Source organism: Streptomyces sp. Pv4-95, assembly GCF_045782725.1.
Classification (GTDB): Bacteria; Actinomycetota; Actinomycetes; order Streptomycetales; family Streptomycetaceae; genus Streptomyces.
Genome location: NZ_CP127172.1, coordinates 764,996 through 781,712, shown reverse-complemented (window position 1 = coordinate 781,712; position 16,717 = coordinate 764,996). Strand labels below are relative to the sequence as shown.

15 protein-coding genes are annotated in these 16,717 nt (G+C 70.7%); 10 read left to right on the top strand and 5 right to left on the bottom strand.

Annotation, left to right across the window (positions count from 1 at the left end):
* The first annotated feature begins 820 nt into the window (after nucleotides 1–820).
* The 5 genes from QOM21_RS03645 to QOM21_RS03625 all read left to right on the top strand — a co-directional run bounded on the left by QOM21_RS03645 (nucleotide 821) and on the right by QOM21_RS03625 (nucleotide 5,447).
* A complete protein-coding gene (locus QOM21_RS03645) occupies nucleotides 821–1,330 on the top strand; it encodes a hypothetical protein (protein ID WP_407548099.1) in 510 nt (169 codons plus the stop codon).
* A gap of 197 nt (nucleotides 1,331–1,527) precedes the next feature.
* A complete protein-coding gene (locus QOM21_RS03640) occupies nucleotides 1,528–1,755 on the top strand; it encodes a DUF5133 domain-containing protein (protein ID WP_407548097.1) in 228 nt (75 codons plus the stop codon).
* A gap of 362 nt (nucleotides 1,756–2,117) precedes the next feature.
* Nucleotides 2,118–3,044 (top strand): DMT family transporter, encoded by a 927-nt coding sequence (locus tag QOM21_RS03635; protein WP_407548095.1) that lies wholly within the window; start codon nucleotides 2,118–2,120, stop codon nucleotides 3,042–3,044.
* A gap of 204 nt (nucleotides 3,045–3,248) precedes the next feature.
* Entirely contained in the window at nucleotides 3,249–3,758 is a 510-nt protein-coding gene (locus QOM21_RS03630; protein WP_407548094.1) for a hypothetical protein, read from the top strand.
* 246 nt (nucleotides 3,759–4,004) lie between these two features.
* On the top strand, nucleotides 4,005–5,447 hold the full coding sequence (locus QOM21_RS03625) for a flotillin family protein (RefSeq protein WP_407548092.1): 1,443 nt from the start codon (nucleotides 4,005–4,007) through the stop codon (nucleotides 5,445–5,447).
* A 102-nt stretch (nucleotides 5,448–5,549) separates the two neighbouring features.
* Here the strand turns inward: QOM21_RS03625 and QOM21_RS03620 are convergent, their stop codons facing one another.
* The gene (locus QOM21_RS03620) at nucleotides 5,550–6,152 is read right to left on the bottom strand and encodes a TetR/AcrR family transcriptional regulator (protein WP_407548090.1); all 603 of its coding nucleotides are present in this window, start codon (nucleotides 6,150–6,152) and stop codon (nucleotides 5,550–5,552) included.
* 63 nt (nucleotides 6,153–6,215) lie between these two features.
* Between QOM21_RS03620 and QOM21_RS03615 the strand changes: the two genes are divergently transcribed.
* Complete coding sequence (locus QOM21_RS03615) at nucleotides 6,216–7,202, top strand: DMT family transporter (RefSeq protein ID WP_407548088.1); 987 nt, start codon at nucleotides 6,216–6,218, stop codon at nucleotides 7,200–7,202.
* 123 nt (nucleotides 7,203–7,325) lie between these two features.
* On the opposite strand, the gene QOM21_RS03610 is transcribed toward QOM21_RS03615, so the two are convergent.
* Nucleotides 7,326–7,946, bottom strand: a complete 621-nt coding sequence (locus QOM21_RS03610; RefSeq protein ID WP_407548086.1) for a hypothetical protein — start codon at nucleotides 7,944–7,946, stop codon at nucleotides 7,326–7,328.
* A 137-nt stretch (nucleotides 7,947–8,083) separates the two neighbouring features.
* Complete coding sequence (locus QOM21_RS03605) at nucleotides 8,084–9,229, bottom strand: LacI family DNA-binding transcriptional regulator (RefSeq protein WP_407548084.1); 1,146 nt, start codon at nucleotides 9,227–9,229, stop codon at nucleotides 8,084–8,086.
* 279 nt (nucleotides 9,230–9,508) lie between these two features.
* On the opposite strand from QOM21_RS03605, the gene QOM21_RS03600 reads away from it, so the two are divergent.
* The 4 genes from QOM21_RS03600 to QOM21_RS03585 all read left to right on the top strand — a co-directional run bounded on the left by QOM21_RS03600 (nucleotide 9,509) and on the right by QOM21_RS03585 (nucleotide 14,430).
* A complete protein-coding gene (locus tag QOM21_RS03600; RefSeq protein WP_407548082.1) occupies nucleotides 9,509–10,834 on the top strand; it encodes an ABC transporter substrate-binding protein in 1,326 nt (441 codons plus the stop codon).
* On the top strand, nucleotides 10,831–11,763 hold the full coding sequence (locus QOM21_RS03595; protein ID WP_407548080.1) for a carbohydrate ABC transporter permease: 933 nt from the start codon (nucleotides 10,831–10,833) through the stop codon (nucleotides 11,761–11,763). Before QOM21_RS03600 ends, QOM21_RS03595 begins: the two co-directional genes overlap by 4 nt.
* Nucleotides 11,760–12,614: a carbohydrate ABC transporter permease gene (locus QOM21_RS03590; RefSeq protein WP_407548078.1), complete on the top strand. Its 855-nt coding sequence runs from the start codon at nucleotides 11,760–11,762 to the stop codon at nucleotides 12,612–12,614. Before QOM21_RS03595 ends, QOM21_RS03590 begins: the two co-directional genes overlap by 4 nt.
* A gap of 142 nt (nucleotides 12,615–12,756) precedes the next feature.
* On the top strand, nucleotides 12,757–14,430 hold the full coding sequence (locus tag QOM21_RS03585) for an alpha-amylase family glycosyl hydrolase (RefSeq protein ID WP_407548076.1): 1,674 nt from the start codon (nucleotides 12,757–12,759) through the stop codon (nucleotides 14,428–14,430).
* Nucleotides 14,431–14,642: 212 nt separating this feature from the next.
* On the opposite strand, the gene QOM21_RS03580 is transcribed toward QOM21_RS03585, so the two are convergent.
* Both QOM21_RS03580 and QOM21_RS03575 read right to left on the bottom strand, forming a co-directional pair.
* Nucleotides 14,643–15,881: a glycosyltransferase gene (locus tag QOM21_RS03580; RefSeq protein WP_407548074.1), complete on the bottom strand. Its 1,239-nt coding sequence runs from the start codon at nucleotides 15,879–15,881 to the stop codon at nucleotides 14,643–14,645.
* Nucleotides 15,878–16,678, bottom strand: a complete 801-nt coding sequence (locus QOM21_RS03575; RefSeq protein WP_407548072.1) for a MerR family transcriptional regulator — start codon at nucleotides 16,676–16,678, stop codon at nucleotides 15,878–15,880. The genes QOM21_RS03580 and QOM21_RS03575 overlap by 4 nt, the downstream gene beginning before the upstream one ends.
* Nucleotides 16,679–16,717: the final 39 nt, after the last annotated feature.

Genomic DNA, 16,717 nt, shown 5'->3' with positions numbered 1-16,717 from the left:
CACCGGGGCACGGCACGAGGGGAATCAGGCCGGCGGTATGCATCAGGCGCTCCGCGACGGTGCCAGGACCGGCTCCTGAGGGCGGGTTGGCCGGCTGCGGGGGGAGTGGCGGTGCGGGCGCGGGCCTTGGCGTGGGCGCCACCTGCGTTCCCCTGGGCGCCTGCGGCTGTGCCGGAAGCTGTGTCTGTGGCTGGAGCTGCGCCTGAGGCTGCGGCTGTGCCTGCGCCTGGGGCCGGTGTTGTGCGAGGGCCGGCTCCTGGGAGGGCGGGGGCGCCGAAGGGCGCGGGGCCGGCACCGGCGCGGCGTAGTCGCTTGCGTGCCATTGGTGAAGGCAGTCGGCGCACCACCACAGCAGTTCGCCGCCTCCGTAGACGCCCTCGTCCTCCCACAGGAGGTCGTTGCCACCACAGGAGGGGCAAGGGGCCTCGGGAGCGCGGCGTCGGCGCAAGGGGAGGTTCATGAGGGGGACCTGGTCATCGTTCTCCGGCTTCGTCTGCTCGGTGTGGCGTTGTGGCAAGGATCCTTCGTCGGGCGGCGCACGGTCGGTACATCTCCCGGTCGGCCCGTCGTACGGACTTGTGGCATTAAGGCACTCATTCCCCATTCATGGCCAGGCCACCGTCCGACGGAGGGGCGGCGTGCGAGCCGTAGGGCGTCGATGAGCATTCGCCGCCTTGTCCAGCTGCCCCTGGCGCTGCCCGGCACCGCGGGTCACCCGTAAGAGGGGTGGCGCGTGTTGTCCGGGTGACACCGCACATCACGTATGACCGCATCGGGTACATCGAGAGCCCCATAAGCGGCTCAGCGAAGAGGAGACCTGATGCGCCTCGCACTCGCCACATCGGTTGTCGGCGTTCTTACGGGCGTGCTGGCCGCGGCAGCTCCCGTGGCGCTCGCCGACTCCGTGTCACCCGGGGCGGCCGGCCCGGGCGACACCGTGACCGTGACCGTAAGATGCGCGCCCTCCGGTGTGGTCACCAGCACGATCTCGGGTAACAGCCAGGCGCTGGCCCAGGGCCGCTTCGTCCTGCACAGGACCGGCGGCACGGGCAACGCCACCTACCGTGGCCAGGCCAGGATCGCCTCTCGGGCGGCCGGCGGGCAGTACCACATCGACGGCACCTGCCCGGACGACAGGACATGGTCCGTCAAGGTCAACGTCAAGCCCCGCAAGCAGACCGAATCCGCCCGTCCGACGACCGTCACGAGGCCCCCCAACGCCGCCCCTCGCACGCACACGAGCCCTGCCGGTGACGCCGTCGGGCCGGGCAGTGCCACGCTGTCCGACTCCGCCAAGCCCGCGCTGCCTCCGGCCAGCTTCATCGTGTGAGCCCCTCGCCCAGAGCTGCCGTGTGCCCCGGATGGGTGGCGCCGTTGCGCGCTTCGTGGTGAGTGGAAGGCTCCTGGCGGCGCCCCTGAATGCGCCGATGAGCGGCGGGCGGTCGGGCTGAATTCCCCGGTGATCGCCGGGTAGCCGGGTCTGTGACCGACCGGAGAATCACGAGTAAGGGCGAAAGGGGCTCCACCGTGCTGATGGCTCACCCCGCAGTGCTGCGCAATCTCATCGAGCAGTACGAGGCGCTGAAGGCTCTCCACGCTGAGGAGGGCAGCGTCGAGGTACGACAGCGGCTGGACGATGTGGAGTACAGCCTGTGCGTCTCCACCGGCACGCGGGATGTGGACGCCGCGCTCATCGCCGCGCGTCACCGGCTGCCCGGAGCTCGGGTGAAGGACGACTCCCTCCTGGCCCGCTGAGGAATCGGCTGCCCTGAGGAAGCCCAGGCATCCACGAGGCCCTTCGGCCTGATGCCCCCTTACCGCGTGATGAGCAGCGCTGCCTTCGGCTGCCGGGCGGCGCCGAACGCGTGGTTGGTGCCGTGTTCGGGAGCCCTCGCCCGTCCGGGTTGGTAGGGATCACGGCATGAGCAGAGCGAGCGCGACGGAGACACCGACGGTTCCGGAGCCCGGGGCGACGACGCCGGTGGATCGGACGACGGTGCGACCGCGACTTCGTGGATGCGGGTGCAGTGGGCCGGGGGGCAGGCCGTGGGGGAGGGACCGGACGACGGCGAACGGTGCTGATTCTGCGCTGACGAGGAGGTAGAGGAGGCAGTTCCATGAGCGCTTGGCTGTCTGCCCTCTTCGCGGTGCTCGCGGCGCTCAGCAACGCGCTGGCCACGGTCCTGCAGCGGCGCGCCGCGCGCACACTCCCGGTCTCGGCCAAGTTGCGTCTCGGCCTGCTCGTCGATCTGCTGCACCGGGTCGTGTGGCTGGGAGGCATGCTCGCGGTCATCGCCGCCGCCTGCTTCCAGGCGCTGGCGTTGTCACAGGGCGCACTGTCGGTGGTGCAGCCCCTCTTCATCCTCGAACTGCCGCTCGCCCTGCTCATCGGGCGGGTGCTGCTGGGAGGAACGGTATCGCCCGGTGGCTGGGTGGGCGTAGGGCTGATCGTCGTCGGGCTGGGCTCGGCGCTGACGGCTGCCGCGCCCACCGTCGGCAACGACCATGCGCCGGTCAGCCGTTGGGTGCCCGCGCTCGTGGTGTGCGCGGTGGTCATCATGGCGGCGGTCGGTGCGGCGCTGCGCCGAGGCGCCGGGGGAGTACGGGCGGCCTGCTTCGGCGCTGCCACGGCCATCGCCTACGCGCTCACCGCGGCCTTGATGAAGGACGCCACGTACGCCTGGGAGGTCGGGGGCCCCGCCGGATTCTTCCTGTCCTGGCAGACCTACGGTTTCGCGCTCGTCGGAGTCCTGGCGCTCTTCCTCCTGGAGAACGCCATGCAGTCGGGCCCGCTGACCGCCTCGCAGCCGGTCCTCACCCTCGGGGACGCGCTGGTGAGCCTGTCCTTGGGCGTCACCCTGTTCGACGAACGCGTACGGACCGGCTGGTGGCTCCTCGTCGAGGGCGCGGGGGTGGCGCTGATCCTTTGGGGCGCCGTCCTGCTCTCCCGTGTCGCACTGGCCCGGGACTTGGTGGGCGGTGAGGGCGGAGCCCCCGCTACGGAAGGCGCGGCCGGGACGAACCCTCGCCCCGGGGAGATGTGAGGGCGCCTCAGGGACGCGGGCGGAGGCGCGATGCGCCGATCCGTCGCGGCCGACAGCTCTCCCGTACGTCACAGCGGCCCCGCTGATGTAACGCGGCATCAAAAGCGCATAAAGATTGCCGGGATCAGGCAATGTGCATGTCCGGCTGCGCATGAGACGCTCCTTCTGTTCACGCGATTGTTGAAAACGGGGGAGGGCAGCCGGGTGAACTGGTTTCTTGGGCTCGGTATCGCGGGGGTGGCGCTGCTGCTTCTCGCGCTGGTCTTCGACGGAATCCTCGAAGGGCTCTTCGGCGGATTTCTGGGCGGGTTGTTCGACGGGCTGCTGTCGCTCCCGGTCGTCGCCGGCTTCCTGTCGATGTTCGGGTTCAGCGGCGCGATCGTATGGGGCGGCGCCGGGCTCGGTCCGGGCGCTGCCGTCGTGATCGGCGCGGCGGCCGGGGTCGCCGCGGGATGGCTGGCGTGGAAGTTCAGCCGTGTCCTGATGCGGGATCAGACCGACCCGGTGCCCCGGCACGAGGATCTGGTCGGCACCGCGGGATCGGTGGTGACCGCCATTCCCGCCGACGGGTACGGGGAAGTGCTCCTTCGCCTCGCGGGTCATCCCGTGAAACTGGCGGCCAAGAGCGAGCAACCCGTCGCCCGGGGCGCCGAGATCTGGGTGGAGGCGTCGCTGTCGTCCACCTCGGTCGCCGTCCGTCCCGTGGAGCGCTGACCGGCCCTTCCGGCGCGTCCTGGACCGTCCGCCGACCACCGCCCGTGTCGGCCTCAGCCGGGTCGGCCGACCTGTCGTCCCGAAGGCCGGGAAACGGACCACGGCCACTGTCACACCCATAGCCACGCTTACACCACATTCAGGCTCAGCCGACCACCTCTCACCCATCGTCCTGGGCGCCACCCGGCGCCCACCATCACCGCCCACCTTCCAATTGCCTCGGTCGAGAGGCACGGGGGAACCAGCATGAATTCAGTAGTTGTCGCCGTTGTAGGGGTCGTCGTACTCCTCGTTCTGCTCGCCCTTGCGGTCATCACCCGCTACAAGGTCGCGGGCCCCAACGAGGCGTTCATCATCACCGGCCGCCGCGGCAAGAAGTCCACCGATCCGGCGACCGGGCGCGTCAGCATCGACAACAGCGGCCAGAAGGTCGTCGTCGGTGGTGGCGTGTTCGTCGTCCCGTTCGTCCAGCAGCGGTTCTCCCTGGACCTTTCCAGCCGGCACATCCCCGTCGCCGTCAGGGGCGCAGTCACGCTGCGCGGTGTGAAGGCCAACCTCGACGGCGTCGCGATCGTCAAGGTCGGCGGCAGCGAGGACGCCATCCGCGCCGCGGCTCAGCGCTTCCTGCAGCAGCAGAAGGGCATCGTCGGCTTCACCCAGGAAGTGCTCTCGGGTGCACTGCGCGCCATCGTCGGCCGGATGTCGGTCGAGGACATCATTCGTGACCGTGCGGCGTTCGCCGGCCAGGTGGCGGAGGAAGCGGAGGCCAGCCTTTCCGGGCAGGGCCTGATCCTGGACGCCTTCCAGATCCAGGACATCACCACCGAAGGCTCCTACCTGGAGGACCTGGGGCGCCCCGAAGCCGCCCGGGCCAGGCAGGAGGCCGACATCGCCGAGGCGAACGCCAAGCGGGCCTCGGAGCAGGCCCGGCTCAAGGCGGCCGAGGAGATCGCCATCGCCGAACGGACCTTCTGCCTGAAGCAGGCCGAGATCAGGGTGGAGACCGAGGCGGCCGCTGCCCAGGCCGACGCGGCGGGCCCGCTCGCCGAGGCCGCGCGTCGGCAGGAGATCCTCTCCGAACAGGAGAAGGTGGCCGAGCGTCAGGCGGCGCTGACCGACCGCGAACTCGACACCAAGGTCCGTAAGCCGGCCGACGCCGCCCGCTACCAGGCCGAGCAGGAGGCCGAGGCCCGCCGTATCGCCCACGTCAAGGAGGCCGAGGCGGAGGCGCAGCGGTCCCGGCTGACCGGTGAGGGCGAGAAGCTGCACCGCGCGGCGCTCGCCGAGGCCGTACGGATCGAGGGTGAGGCCGAAGCCGCCGCGATCGCCGCGAAGGGCGCAGCCGAGGCCGCGGCCATGCAGAAGAAGGCCGATGCCTTCGCGCAGTACGGTGACGCGGCGATCCTTCAGATGCTGGTCGAGGTGCTCCCGCAGGTCGTCGCCAAGGCGTCCGAACCGCTGAGCGCCGTGGACAAGATGACCGTGATCTCCACGGACGGGGCGAGCCAGCTGTCCCGGACGGTCGCCGACAACGTCGCCCAGGGCATGGAGCTGCTCAACTCCACGACGGGCGTCGACCTGGCCGAGCTGCTCAAGGGCGTCACCCAGCGTGGCTCCGCCGCCAAGCCCGCCGCCGCGCCCGCAGCCGAAGGGGCACCGCTCAACGGGCAGATCCCGATCACGGACTGAGCACCCACGGCCCGAGGGAAAGCCGGGAGCCCGGTCGGCGTTGATGGAGCCGACCGGGCTCCTCGCATGGAGGAACTCCGCTCGCCCTGCGGCTCCTCAGCCCTACCGCGTCGCCTCGGCGGCGGTGACCAGGAGAGCTTGTGCCTGGTCGCGTGCGTGGGTGATGGGTTCGGGGAAGACGGCCAGGCCGTGGGCGACGAGAGCGCCCTCGTGGAGCAGCATCAGCGTCCTGGCCAGGTCACCGGCCTGCTCCGGGCGGATCTCCTCGGCGAGTCCGGTGAACAGGGCGAGCATCCACGCCTTCTGCCCGACGATGATCGGGTGGGCGGGGTGCGCGGGATCGCTGATCTCGGCGTGCGCGTTGACCATGCTGCACCCCTTGGCGCTGTACTCCTCCGACCACGCCCGTGAGGCGTCGAAGACGGCCAGGACGCGCTTCGCCGGCCGCGGGCCGACCGCGTCCAGGCGCTCGGCGAGGAAGGCCCGCCAGCGCTCGTCGCGGTCGGCGAGGTACTCCACGACGACCTGCTCCTTGGAGCCGAAGCGGTCGTAGATCGTCTTCTTTGTCACCCCGGCCTCCGAGGCGATCAGATCCACCCCGACGGCGTGGATTCCCCGCTCGTAGAACAGGCGCGCGGCGGCCTCCACGACGCGGGCCGCGGCGGGCGTCATCGCGATCCGCCGTGGTGTGTGTGCAGTGCCCATGGCCCCAGTGTATACCGATCTGTATAGTGAGGAGTATACCGATCTGTTTACTGGAGGTGTGGCATGAATTTCCTGCTCTCGATCGCCTTCGTCGTCTGTTGGAGCTCGGGATTCATCGGGGCCAAGCTCGGCGCCGGCACCGCCTCCGCCGTCACGATCCTGATGTGGCGGTTTCTGCCGCTTGCCGTCGTGCTGCTCGTCGTCTCCGTCTGCTGCGCCCGGGCGTCGTGGGGAGGTCTCACCGGTCGGACGGTGGTCCGGCAGGTAGCCGTCGGCCTGCTCTCGCAGAGCGGCTACCTGCTCACCGTCTACTACGCGATCCAGCTCGGGGTCTCCAGCGGTACCACTGCACTGATCGACGGCACCCAGCCGCTCGTCGCCGGAGCGCTCGCCGGGCCGCTGCTGCGGCAGTACGTCTCGCGCCGCCAGTGGCTCGGCCTGTGCCTCGGAGTGACCGGCGTGGTCATCGTCACCACGGCCGACGCGGCGGCGGCCGCCGGTGTGGCGTGGTGGGCGTACCTCGTACCGTTCCTCGGCATGGCCTCTCTGGTGGCGGCCACATTCGTCGAGAGCCGCTCCCGTACCCGGGTCGCGCCGAGCGTGGCGATGACGGTGCACTGCGCGGCAAGTGCCGTCGTCTTCACCGTCCTTGCCATGGCCGCCGGGGCGGCGGCACCGCCCGCCGAGCTGTCGTTCTGGGCGGCGATCGGCTGGCTCGTGGCCCTTTCCACCTTCGGCGGTTACGGGCTCTACTGGCTCATCCTGCGGCGTTCCGGGGTCACCAAGGTCAACACGCTCATGTTCCTCATGGCTCCGGTCACCGCCCTGTGGGGCGCCGTGATGTTCGGCGAACCGTTCGGCCCCCAGACGGCCGTCGGGCTCGCCGTGGGCCTCGCGGCCGTCGCCATCGTCCACCGTGGTGAACGGCCACGTCGGGGGACTGCGGTACACGGGTCGAAGCGCCGGGAGGCGACCGGGAAGGAGCCTGCCGAGTCGGATGCGGCCGAGCCGGGGACCTCTGAGGTGTCCCGGCGTGAAAACGTCTCATGAAGCGCAAGCAGCACACCGGTTGGCCGCTCCGGTCGCGTGTGCGGGGTCGGTGCGCCGGGCCGCTCGCGGCTGACGAGGAAGCCGGCGGGCGTTTCTCCTCAGCCGCTGATTGCGGCGGCGGACTCAGCTGAAGAGGTCCTGGAGGCGGAGGTAGCCCGACGGCCGCTCGTGCTCGCCGAACCAGAGGCGACCGGCGCGGGAGCGGGCCGCCTCGACGAGCTTCGGGCCGTACAGGCGGAGGGCGAACACCGGGATACCGACGCGGTAGCGACGGTCGGCCACGCCCGGAAGGTTCGGCTCGTCATGGACGATGAGCGGGGACAGTGCCGGGTCGTGCTCATCGACCCCGCCGGCGGGGCACAGTTCGAGGCTCACCAGGCGTTTGCCGGAGTTGTCCGGCCCCTGGGGGCACCAGAACAGACCGGCCGATTCGAGCGAGGCCCACGGTATGACGGCGCGCGCAGTCTGCTTGTGCAGCCAGACGCCGGTCGCGTCGAAGGCCAGATACGCATGGCGGTCCGCCCAGCCGACCCAGGCCAGGCCCACCCCGGCGCCGCCGAAGACGAGGAACCAGATCACCGCGAACACCCAGGTGCCGAGCCCGTATTCATGGACGACGCCGGCGATCGGCATCGCGAGCGCCAGGACGAAGGCCCCGATCGCGCCGCGCACGGTCTGGAGCATCCGCCGCTTGCCGAAGTTGAACAGGGCCGCGTCAGGGGCAGGGGAGGGTCCGTGGATCATGCGGCGGAGTGTACGGATCGAAGGCGATACGATCCACCGCGAGCAGGCGTGACAAGGCGCTCCGGGATGGGCTCCGGGGATGGGGGCGGGGGCCGGGAGGAGCCGGCGGAGCGGTGTCGAGTCGGGCCGCCGAGCGGTTACCCCCGGGCGCCTTTACCTCCCGCTCCGGTGGAACGACCGGCCGCGGGGCCCTGCTTGTTGGCCTTGAGGGGCCGGTCCGTCGCCTTCGGCTTCCGGGGGCGCCCTGCCGGTGTGGTGTCGGAAGCCGCCAGGGGCGCCGTACTCCCGCGCAGGATGAGGCGGGTGGGCAGCACCACCTGCCGGGCGTCGTCCGCCTCGTCGTTCTCCAATATCGAGCGCACCAGCTCGCCCGCGGCCCGGCCGACCTCGTCGGGTGACTGCGCGACCGTGCTCAGGTCGAACAGCTCGGCCATCTCGTGATTGTCGAAGCCGAGCACCGATATGGTCTCCGGCACCCGGATGCGTGAGGTGCGCAGGGCCTGCAGCACTCCGATGGCCACTTCGTCGCTCTCCGCGAAGACGGCCGTGGGCGGCTGCGGCTCGCTCAGCAGGTGCGCCACCGCGTCCGCGCCCGCGCGCCGGCCCGTACCGCCGCGGAACACCAGACTCTCGTCCACGGGGATCCCCGACTCCGCGAGCACTTTCCGGTAGCCCTCGACGCGTTCCTGGGCGCTGAACGAGAAGCCCTTGCCGCTGTCCGTCTGCACGAAGGCGATCCGGCGGTGGCCGACGTTGACCAGATACTGCGTGCCGTGCCGCGCCCCTTCGACGTCGTCGACGCGCACCCCGGCCCGCCCCGCCATCTGCTGGCTGACGAAGACCACCGGCATGCCCAGCTCGTCGAGCCGTTCGCGCTCCGTCGCGGAGAGGTCGAACGAGGCGACCAGCAGGGCATCGGCGTTGCGCCGGGCGGGCAGCCGCTCGAAGAAGGCGGCGCGCTCGGCCATGCTCGGTACGTCGTAGATCAACAGGTCGAGGTCGGCGGCCCGCAGGACCGAGCTGAGTCCGGCGAGCATCGCGCCCATGAACCAGCTCTGCAGCGTGGGGACCATCACCGCGACCCGGCCGGTGCGGCCGGTGACCAGGCTGGAGGCGCTGCGGGAAATGCTGAACGACAGTTCCTTGGCGGCCTGTTCGACCCTGTGCCGGGTCGCGGGGGAGACCGTGGGCAGACCCCGCAGCGTGCGCGAGACCGTTGATACCGACACGCCCGCTCGCCGGGCCACATCGGGCATGGTGGCGGGACTCCGACTGGGGCGCATGCGCTCAACGTACCCCACCGTCACAGCGGTGGGCAGGGGCCGGTGTTGTTCTCCCCCGGCCGGGCCGGGGTGAGTGGGATGGCAGCGTTGCCATTGAGGGTGGTCCCGGCGGTTGTCGCCCGATATGCCGGCCACCACTGAGATTCGAGAGCGGCGAATCCTGTCCCCATGGTTGACGCGGCCCGATCGCCGTCCCTAGCTTGCAAACGCTGTCATCGGGAGCCCGGCCAGGCCGACGACCTCGCGGCAGCAGTCACGGAGGACCAAGGAGGAGGGCCTATGCCGTTGAGCCGCCGTTCCCTGCTCGCCGGAAGCCTCGGAGGGGTCACGGCCGCCGCGCTCACCGCGTGTGGAAGCGAAGTGACCGACCCGGTGGCCGGACAGAGCGCCGCGGTGCCCACCGAACCCACCACCATCACCTGGTGGTGCCACCGCCTCACCGACCGCCGCAACGGGGAACTCGCGCCGTTGCTGATCGCGGCGTTCGAACGACGGCACCCGCAGATCAGGGTCAGACTGCTCAAGGCCCCGTCCGACACGGACACCAACCGCGCCACGCTCACCACCCAGATCGCCAGTGGGTCGCCCTCGCCCGACGTCTTCCTGGGAGACGTCGTCTGGCCGGGCCAGTTCGCGTACAACAGCCTGGCCCTCCCACTGGATCCCTATGTGCCGCAGGGGCATTGGAAGAAATATCCGAAGCCGCTGATCGACGCCTGCTCGGCAGAGGGCGGCGTGTACGCCCTGCCCTTCTTCATCGACGAGTCGTTCCTCTACTACCGAAAGGATCTGCTGGCCAAGCACGGGCTGCGGGTGCCGCGCAGCTGGGAGGAGCTGGCGCACACCGCGGCCAAGGTCCGCAGGGCCGGTGACGTCGGCCATGGCTTCGTCTGGCAGGGATCGGTCTACGAGGGAATGACGGTGAACTTCACCGAGTTCCTGGCAGACGCCGGAGGGTCGGTCGTCGGTCCCGACGGAAGCACCGTCACCGTGGGCGGCTCCGCGGGGACGCAAGCCCTCTCCTTCATGCGCGAGTTGGTGGCCTCGAAGGTCAGCCCCTCCGCGGTGACCACCTACATCGAGCAGGACACGCTGGACGCCTTCATCAGCGGCCGCTCCCTGTTCCTGCGGAACTGGGCCTACGCCTGGGGCGCGTCGAACGCCGAAGGGACGAAGACCGCGGGCAGGGTCGGTGTGGTGCCCCGCCCGGGATTCGAAGGCCGGGAGGGCTCCGGGCGCAGCGGCCTCGGAGGCTGGAGCGTGTTCGTCAACCCGCACACCCGCGAGCTGGGTGGCGCCCTCGCCTTCGCGCGCTTCCTCTCCGAGGAGGGGCAGCAGGTGCTGCTGCGGGAGAGCAGTTACATCCCCGCGCTCACTTCGGCGCTGAACAGCCGGACCGCCCGGCAGCTGGGCAGCCCGGTCCTCGACAACGCCCGGACGTTGGAGCTGGTGGCCCGGCCGTCGGGCACGCAGTACTACCCCAAGGTCAGCAAGGCCCTCTACACCGGCGCCAATTCCGCCGTCGGCGGCTCGGCGTCCGTGAGGGAGTCCCTGTCCGCCATGGAATCCGAGGTGCGGGCGGCACTGAAGGGAGCGGTGCTGTGAGCAACGGAAGCAAAGGCCGGGCCGACGTCGGACCCGGAAGCGCACGCCGTCGCCGCGCCCGGGTCGGCTGGGGCTACACCGCTCCCACGCTTCTCGTCGTCGGCGCGGTCACCATCTTTCCCATCCTGTTCTCCGTGGTGCTCAGCTTCACCACCGTGCGGATCACCTACGACGGCTTCCGCGTCGAGTCCTTCACCACTGCCAACTACGCGGCCCTGCTGAACAGTTCGGAATGGCGCGAGGCGCTGCTCCTCACCCTCTTCTACACGGTCGTCACGGTGCTGGTGGAACTGGTGCTGGGAACGCTGGCCGCGCTGGTGCTGGAGAGACTGGGAGCCGGCCGGGGCTGGATCATGGCGCTGCTGCTCGTTCCCTGGTCGCTGATCACGGTGGTCTCCGCCCAGCTGTGGGGCTATCTCTACGACGCCTCGTACGGCCTGGCGACCTGGTTCTGCGAGATCTTCCTCGGCCACTCCCCGGTCATCCTGGGCACGCCCGCCACTGCCGTCGGCGGCATGATGGTCGCCGACATCTGGAAGACCACTCCCTTCGTGGCGATCATCGTCCTCGGCGGTCTGGTGATGCTGTCGCGGGACGTCTTCGAAGCGGCCGAGATCGACGGCCTGAACGCCTGGTCCACCTTCTGGCGCGTCACCCTGCCCCAACTGCGGCCGGTCATCGGGATCGCCGTGCTGTTCCGCATCCTTCAGGCGTTCGGCATCTTCGACCTGCCGTTCGTCCTGACGCAGGGTGGCCCCGGCACCGCCACCCAGTCGCTGGCCGTCCTCGGCTACAAGACCCTTTTCCAGGACCTGAACATGGGGCCCGGCGCCGCGATCGCCACCACCACCGCTCTGCTGGTGCTGGTCTGCTGTCTGGTCTTCCTGCGGGCGTTCACGTCCCAGGCGTCGGAAGGAGAGCTGCGATGAGGCGGCTGACGCAGGCGCGCGGCCGGGGCCGGCGGCGCTGGCTCGACCCGGTGAACCTGGGGGCGCTCGTCCTCGTCGTCCTCACCGCGATGCCGCTCTACTGGATGGCCTCGGCGTCCTTCAAGGACCCACGCGACATCGGCGCGAACCCCCCGAGCCTCTTCCCGTCCGACCCCACCTTCGCGAACTACTCCGACGCCTTCGGCGGCAACAGCCTCGGCCACTACCTGCTCAACAGCGGCGTGGTGGCGGTCGTTTCCACCGTCGTCGTCCTGGGGCTCGCGCTCTTCGCGGGGTACGCGCTGGCCCGGCTGCCGATGCGCGGACACGGCACGATCATGGTCGCGCTGCTGATGATCTCGGTCTTCCCGGCCATTGCCGTCGTCACCCCGCTCTACCTCGTCGAACGCTCCCTGGGGCTCCTCAACAGTCACCTCGGCCTGATCATCCCGTACGTGGCGTTCCATCTGCCGTTCGCCGTCTGGATCATGCGCAACTCCCTGCTGGGACTGCCCCGCGGCCTGGAGGAGGCCGCCGAGATCGACGGCGCCTCGGTCACCCGCACCCTGCTGTCGGTGATCCTGCCGCCGGCCCGGCCCGGCCTGTTCACCGCTGGGGTGTTCACCTTCACCGCCACCTGGACGGAGTTCCTGATGGCACTCACCTTCAACAGCGAGGACTCCGCCCGCACGGTGCCCGTCGGCATCGCACTCTTCGGCAGCCAGTACACCGTGCCCTACGGCACGATCTTCGCCGGGGCGATGTCCGCCACCGTGCCCATCGCCATTCTCGTCCTGGTCTTCCGGCGCTCGATCACCTCCGGCCTGACCGCCGGGGCGGTCAAGGGGTGACCGGATGAAGCCCACCGCGTACCCGGGCCCCCGCGGACCACCACCGCCCGGCACCCGGCCCGTGCGGACCGGCCGACGTCTTCCCGCCCGGCCGATCCGGACCTCACCCGCAGACCGCACACCGCAGACATGGAGAGCCCCTGTGAGCACCCCGCACCCCGCGGACCAGGCGACCTGTGACCCGAACTGGTGGCGCCAGGCCACCGTCTACCAGATCTATCCGCGCAGCTTCGCGGACCACGACGGCGACGGCATCGGGGACCTCCCCGGCATCACCGCCCGGCTGCCCTACCTCGCCGACCTCGGCGTGGACGCCGTCTGGCTGAGCCCGTTCTACCCCTCCGCGCTGGCGGACGGCGGATACGACGTCGACGACTACCGCGACGTCGACCCGCGCCTGGGCACCCTCGCCGACTTCGACAACCTGGTCCACGAGGCGCACGGGCTCGGCATGAAGGTCGTGGTGGACATCGTCCCCAACCACACCTCCGACCGGCACGTGTGGTTCCAGGAGGCGCTGCGTGCCCCGCGCGGCTCACGCGAGCGCGACCGCTACATCTTCCGCGACGGCCGCGGCGAGAAGGGCGACGAGCCGCCCTCGGACTGGGAGTCCAACTTCGGCGGCCGCGCCTGGACACGGCTCCCCGACGGACAGTGGTACCTGCACCTGTTCACCCCCGAGCAGCCGGACGTGAACTGGGACAACCCCGAGGTCAGGGCCGACTTCCTCACGACCCTGCGCTTCTGGTCCGACCGAGGCGTCGACGGTTTCCGGGTGGATGTCGCGCACGGCCTGGCCAAGGATCTCGCCGAGCCCCTGCGCGACCTCGGCGCCGGCCAGGGCCGCCCCCTGGGCAAACTCCCGCTCGACGGCAGCCACCCGCTGTACGACCGGGAGGAGGTGCACGAGATCTTCCGCGAGTGGCGCCAGGTGTTCGACGAGTACGACCCGCCGCGCACCGCGGTGGCCGAGGCGTGGGTGGCGAACGCCCGCCGGACGCTCTACGCACGCCCCGACGAACTCGGGCAGGCATTCAACTTCGAGTTCCTCGAATGCCCCTGGAGCGCCCTGGAGTTCCGTACCGTCATCGACACCTCGCTGGTCACGGCGCGCGCGGCAGGCGCCTCGGCGACCTGGGTGCTGTCCAACCACGATGTGGTGCGGCACGCCTCCCGCTATGCCCTGCCCATCGGTATGAGCCGCGCCGACCTGGACTCCTGGCTGCTCGGCGACGGCCGTGAGCCGGCCCCCGACAGGGCGGCCGGGCTGCGGCGGGCCCGCGCGGCGACGCTGCTGATGCTGGCCCTGCCCGGCTCGTCCTACCTCTACCAGGGCGAGGAACTCGGCCTGCCCGAGGTCGCCGACCTGGCGCGGGACACCCTTCAGGACCCGGTGTGGGAGCGCACCGGACACCGGCGCAAGGGCAGGGACGGCTGCCGGGTGCCGCTGCCCTGGACCGTGGAAGGACCGGCCTTCGGCTTCAGCACGGGCACGCCGTGGCTGCCCCAGCCGGAGACCTTCGGCGGCTACTCCCCCCAGGCGCAGGACGGGACCGAGGGCTCGACCCTGGAGCTGTACCGGGCGGCCCTGCGGCTGCGGCGCAAGATGATGGGCGACGAGAGCCTGGAGTGGGTCGGGGCGGACGACGCGGCGGTCGGCGGTGTGCTGCACTTCCGCCGCAGCAGCGGATGGCACAGCGTCACGAACTTCTCCGAGAGCCCGGTGCCCGTCCCGCCTGGCGAGGTACTGCTGGCCAGCGGTCCGCTGACCGGCGACGACCTTCCGCCGGACACGACCGTCTGGCTCCAGAACTGACCCACCGTGCGAAGGGAGTGCCGTACCTGGTGCACCACGGCACTCTCCGCCACCGCCGGTCCCGAGGAGGATTCCTCGGGACCGGCGGTCGCGCCCGGCTCTGTTCCACAGGCGCGTCGCCGGGGACATCCCGCACCCCGGGCCTCCCGGTCGTACGACGGACCCACGACGGATACATGGCCTATGACGAACCGTCACCACAGCCCGCCCGGTCATGAACGGTTCCTCGGCCGAAGCACGCTTCCGGTCATCCGCTGAACGGCCCTGAGGACCTGCCCCGCTCCGTCCTCCGTGGCCATGTGGCGCGCGGCGGTCGCGGCGGCTCCTGCGAAGCGCGGCTCCTCGGTGACATGACTGAGCGCGTCGGCAAGCCGCTCGGCGGTGAGGGACCGGAAAGGGATCGGGGTCGGTGCGGCGCCGATCGAGGCGAGCCGCGCAGCCCAGAACGGCTGATCCGCGGTCACCGGAACGGTGACCGCGGGTATCGCGGCACGCAGTGCGGCCGCCGAGGTGCCCGCTCCGGCGTGGTGGACCACCGCGGCCAGCCGCGGGAACAGCAGGGCGTGCGGCACGTCCTCGACGGTGAGGACATCGTCCCCGTCGGCCGCGAGCCCGGCGCTGCCGGACTGCAGGATCCCGCGCAGCCCGGCACGCCGCAGCGCTTGTACGGCGATCTCGCTCAGACGCTCGCCCTCCCCGGCCGCCATGCTGCCGAAGCCGATCAGGACCGGACGGGGCCCGGCCGCGAGGAAGTCCTCCAGGTCCGCGGGCAGTCGTCCGTTGGCGGCGCGGTGCGGCCACCAGGTGCCGCCGACCTCCATGCCGGAGCGCCAGTCGGAGGGGCGCGGCACCAGCGCCGTACTGAAACCGTGCAGAACGGGCCAGTTGGCCTCCTCCTGCCGTCGGCGCATCGCGGAGGCGGAGAGCGGAGGCAGTCGAAGACGATGGCGCAGCTCCGAAACCGCCGGCTCGTAGACGCGGTCGGCCATGCGGAGAGCGAAGCGCCCCGCCGCGCGGTTGCCCGCGCGGCCCAGCGAACGGGAGCCCGTGACGACGGGTGGGAAGTCGCCGGTCGGTGCGGTGGGCTGGAGGTGAACGCCGAGGCTCGGGATGCCCGTGGCCTCGGAGAGGTGCCAGCCGAGCGGGGCCGTGGTGGTCGACAGCAGGAGCAGGTCCGTGCCCTCGGCCACCGCGCCGGTGAATCCCTGACCCAGCTCGGTGAGGAACGCGGCAGCAGCGCGCATCAGTTCACGTCTGCCCCGCACACCCGCGTGCGGTCGGGTGTCGGCGGGCAGGCGGCGGAATTCCAGGCCGGCATCACGCACGAGGGGCGCGAAGGAGTCCGTGGTGGCCAGGGCGACGTCGTACCCGGCGAGGCGCAGTTCGGAGCCCAGGCCGGTGTACGGCGCGACGTCGCCGCGCGACCCGGCAGTGGCGATCATGATTCTCATCGGTCTTCCTCGGATTCGGTGCGCGAACCGGCGCTGCGGGCCGCGTTGGCGTGGACCGCCCTGCACAGGTAGGCCGCAAGGCCCGGGCGTTGCTGTGACAGCGGTACGACGAGGGCGAAGGCGCGCGGGTCGGCGGCGAAGTCGTCCGCGATGCGCCGGTGCATGTCGGGCGGGCAGGGGGTGAACCAGCGCGCGAGGTGCCGGCGGTGCTCCTCGGCGAGGTCCATGGCCCGATCGCCGTCGTCGGGCTCGCCGTCGTCGTAGGCCGTGAGCAACTCCGCGCGCCAGACGGCGGCCTCGCCCATGAGCCGCTGCCAGTCCTCCTTGGTGTGGGCCGCAGCGCGTGCCATCGCCTCCCGGTGTCCGTCCGAATGCCTCCACTTCAGGTCGGCATCCATCGCGTAACTGAGGTCGAAGCTGATCTCGCCGAAGACGTCGAAGCGTTCCCGGGGAGTCAGGGGCACCCCGGACTGCTGGACCTCGATGGCGCGTTCCGCGACCTCGGCCAGCCGCTGAAGTCTGCTGATCTCCTCGGCCAACTGCCGCTGCCGCTCTCGTAGTCGCTCCAGCGCGTTCGCCTGCGGATCCTGGAGGATCTGGGCGATCTCCTCCAGGGAGAAGCGGAGTTCGCGGTAGAAGAGGATCTGCTGGAGGCGTGCCAGGTCGGCGTCGCTGTAGAGGCGGTATCCGGCGCGACTGCGGTCGCTGGGCGAGAGCAGCCCCGCCCTGTCGTAGTGGTGCAGCGTACGCACCGTCACTCCGGCAAAAGCCGCGACCTGCCCCACGGAGTAACTCATGTACCCTCCCCTCTCGTCGGTGGACAGCCTCAAGCCTGA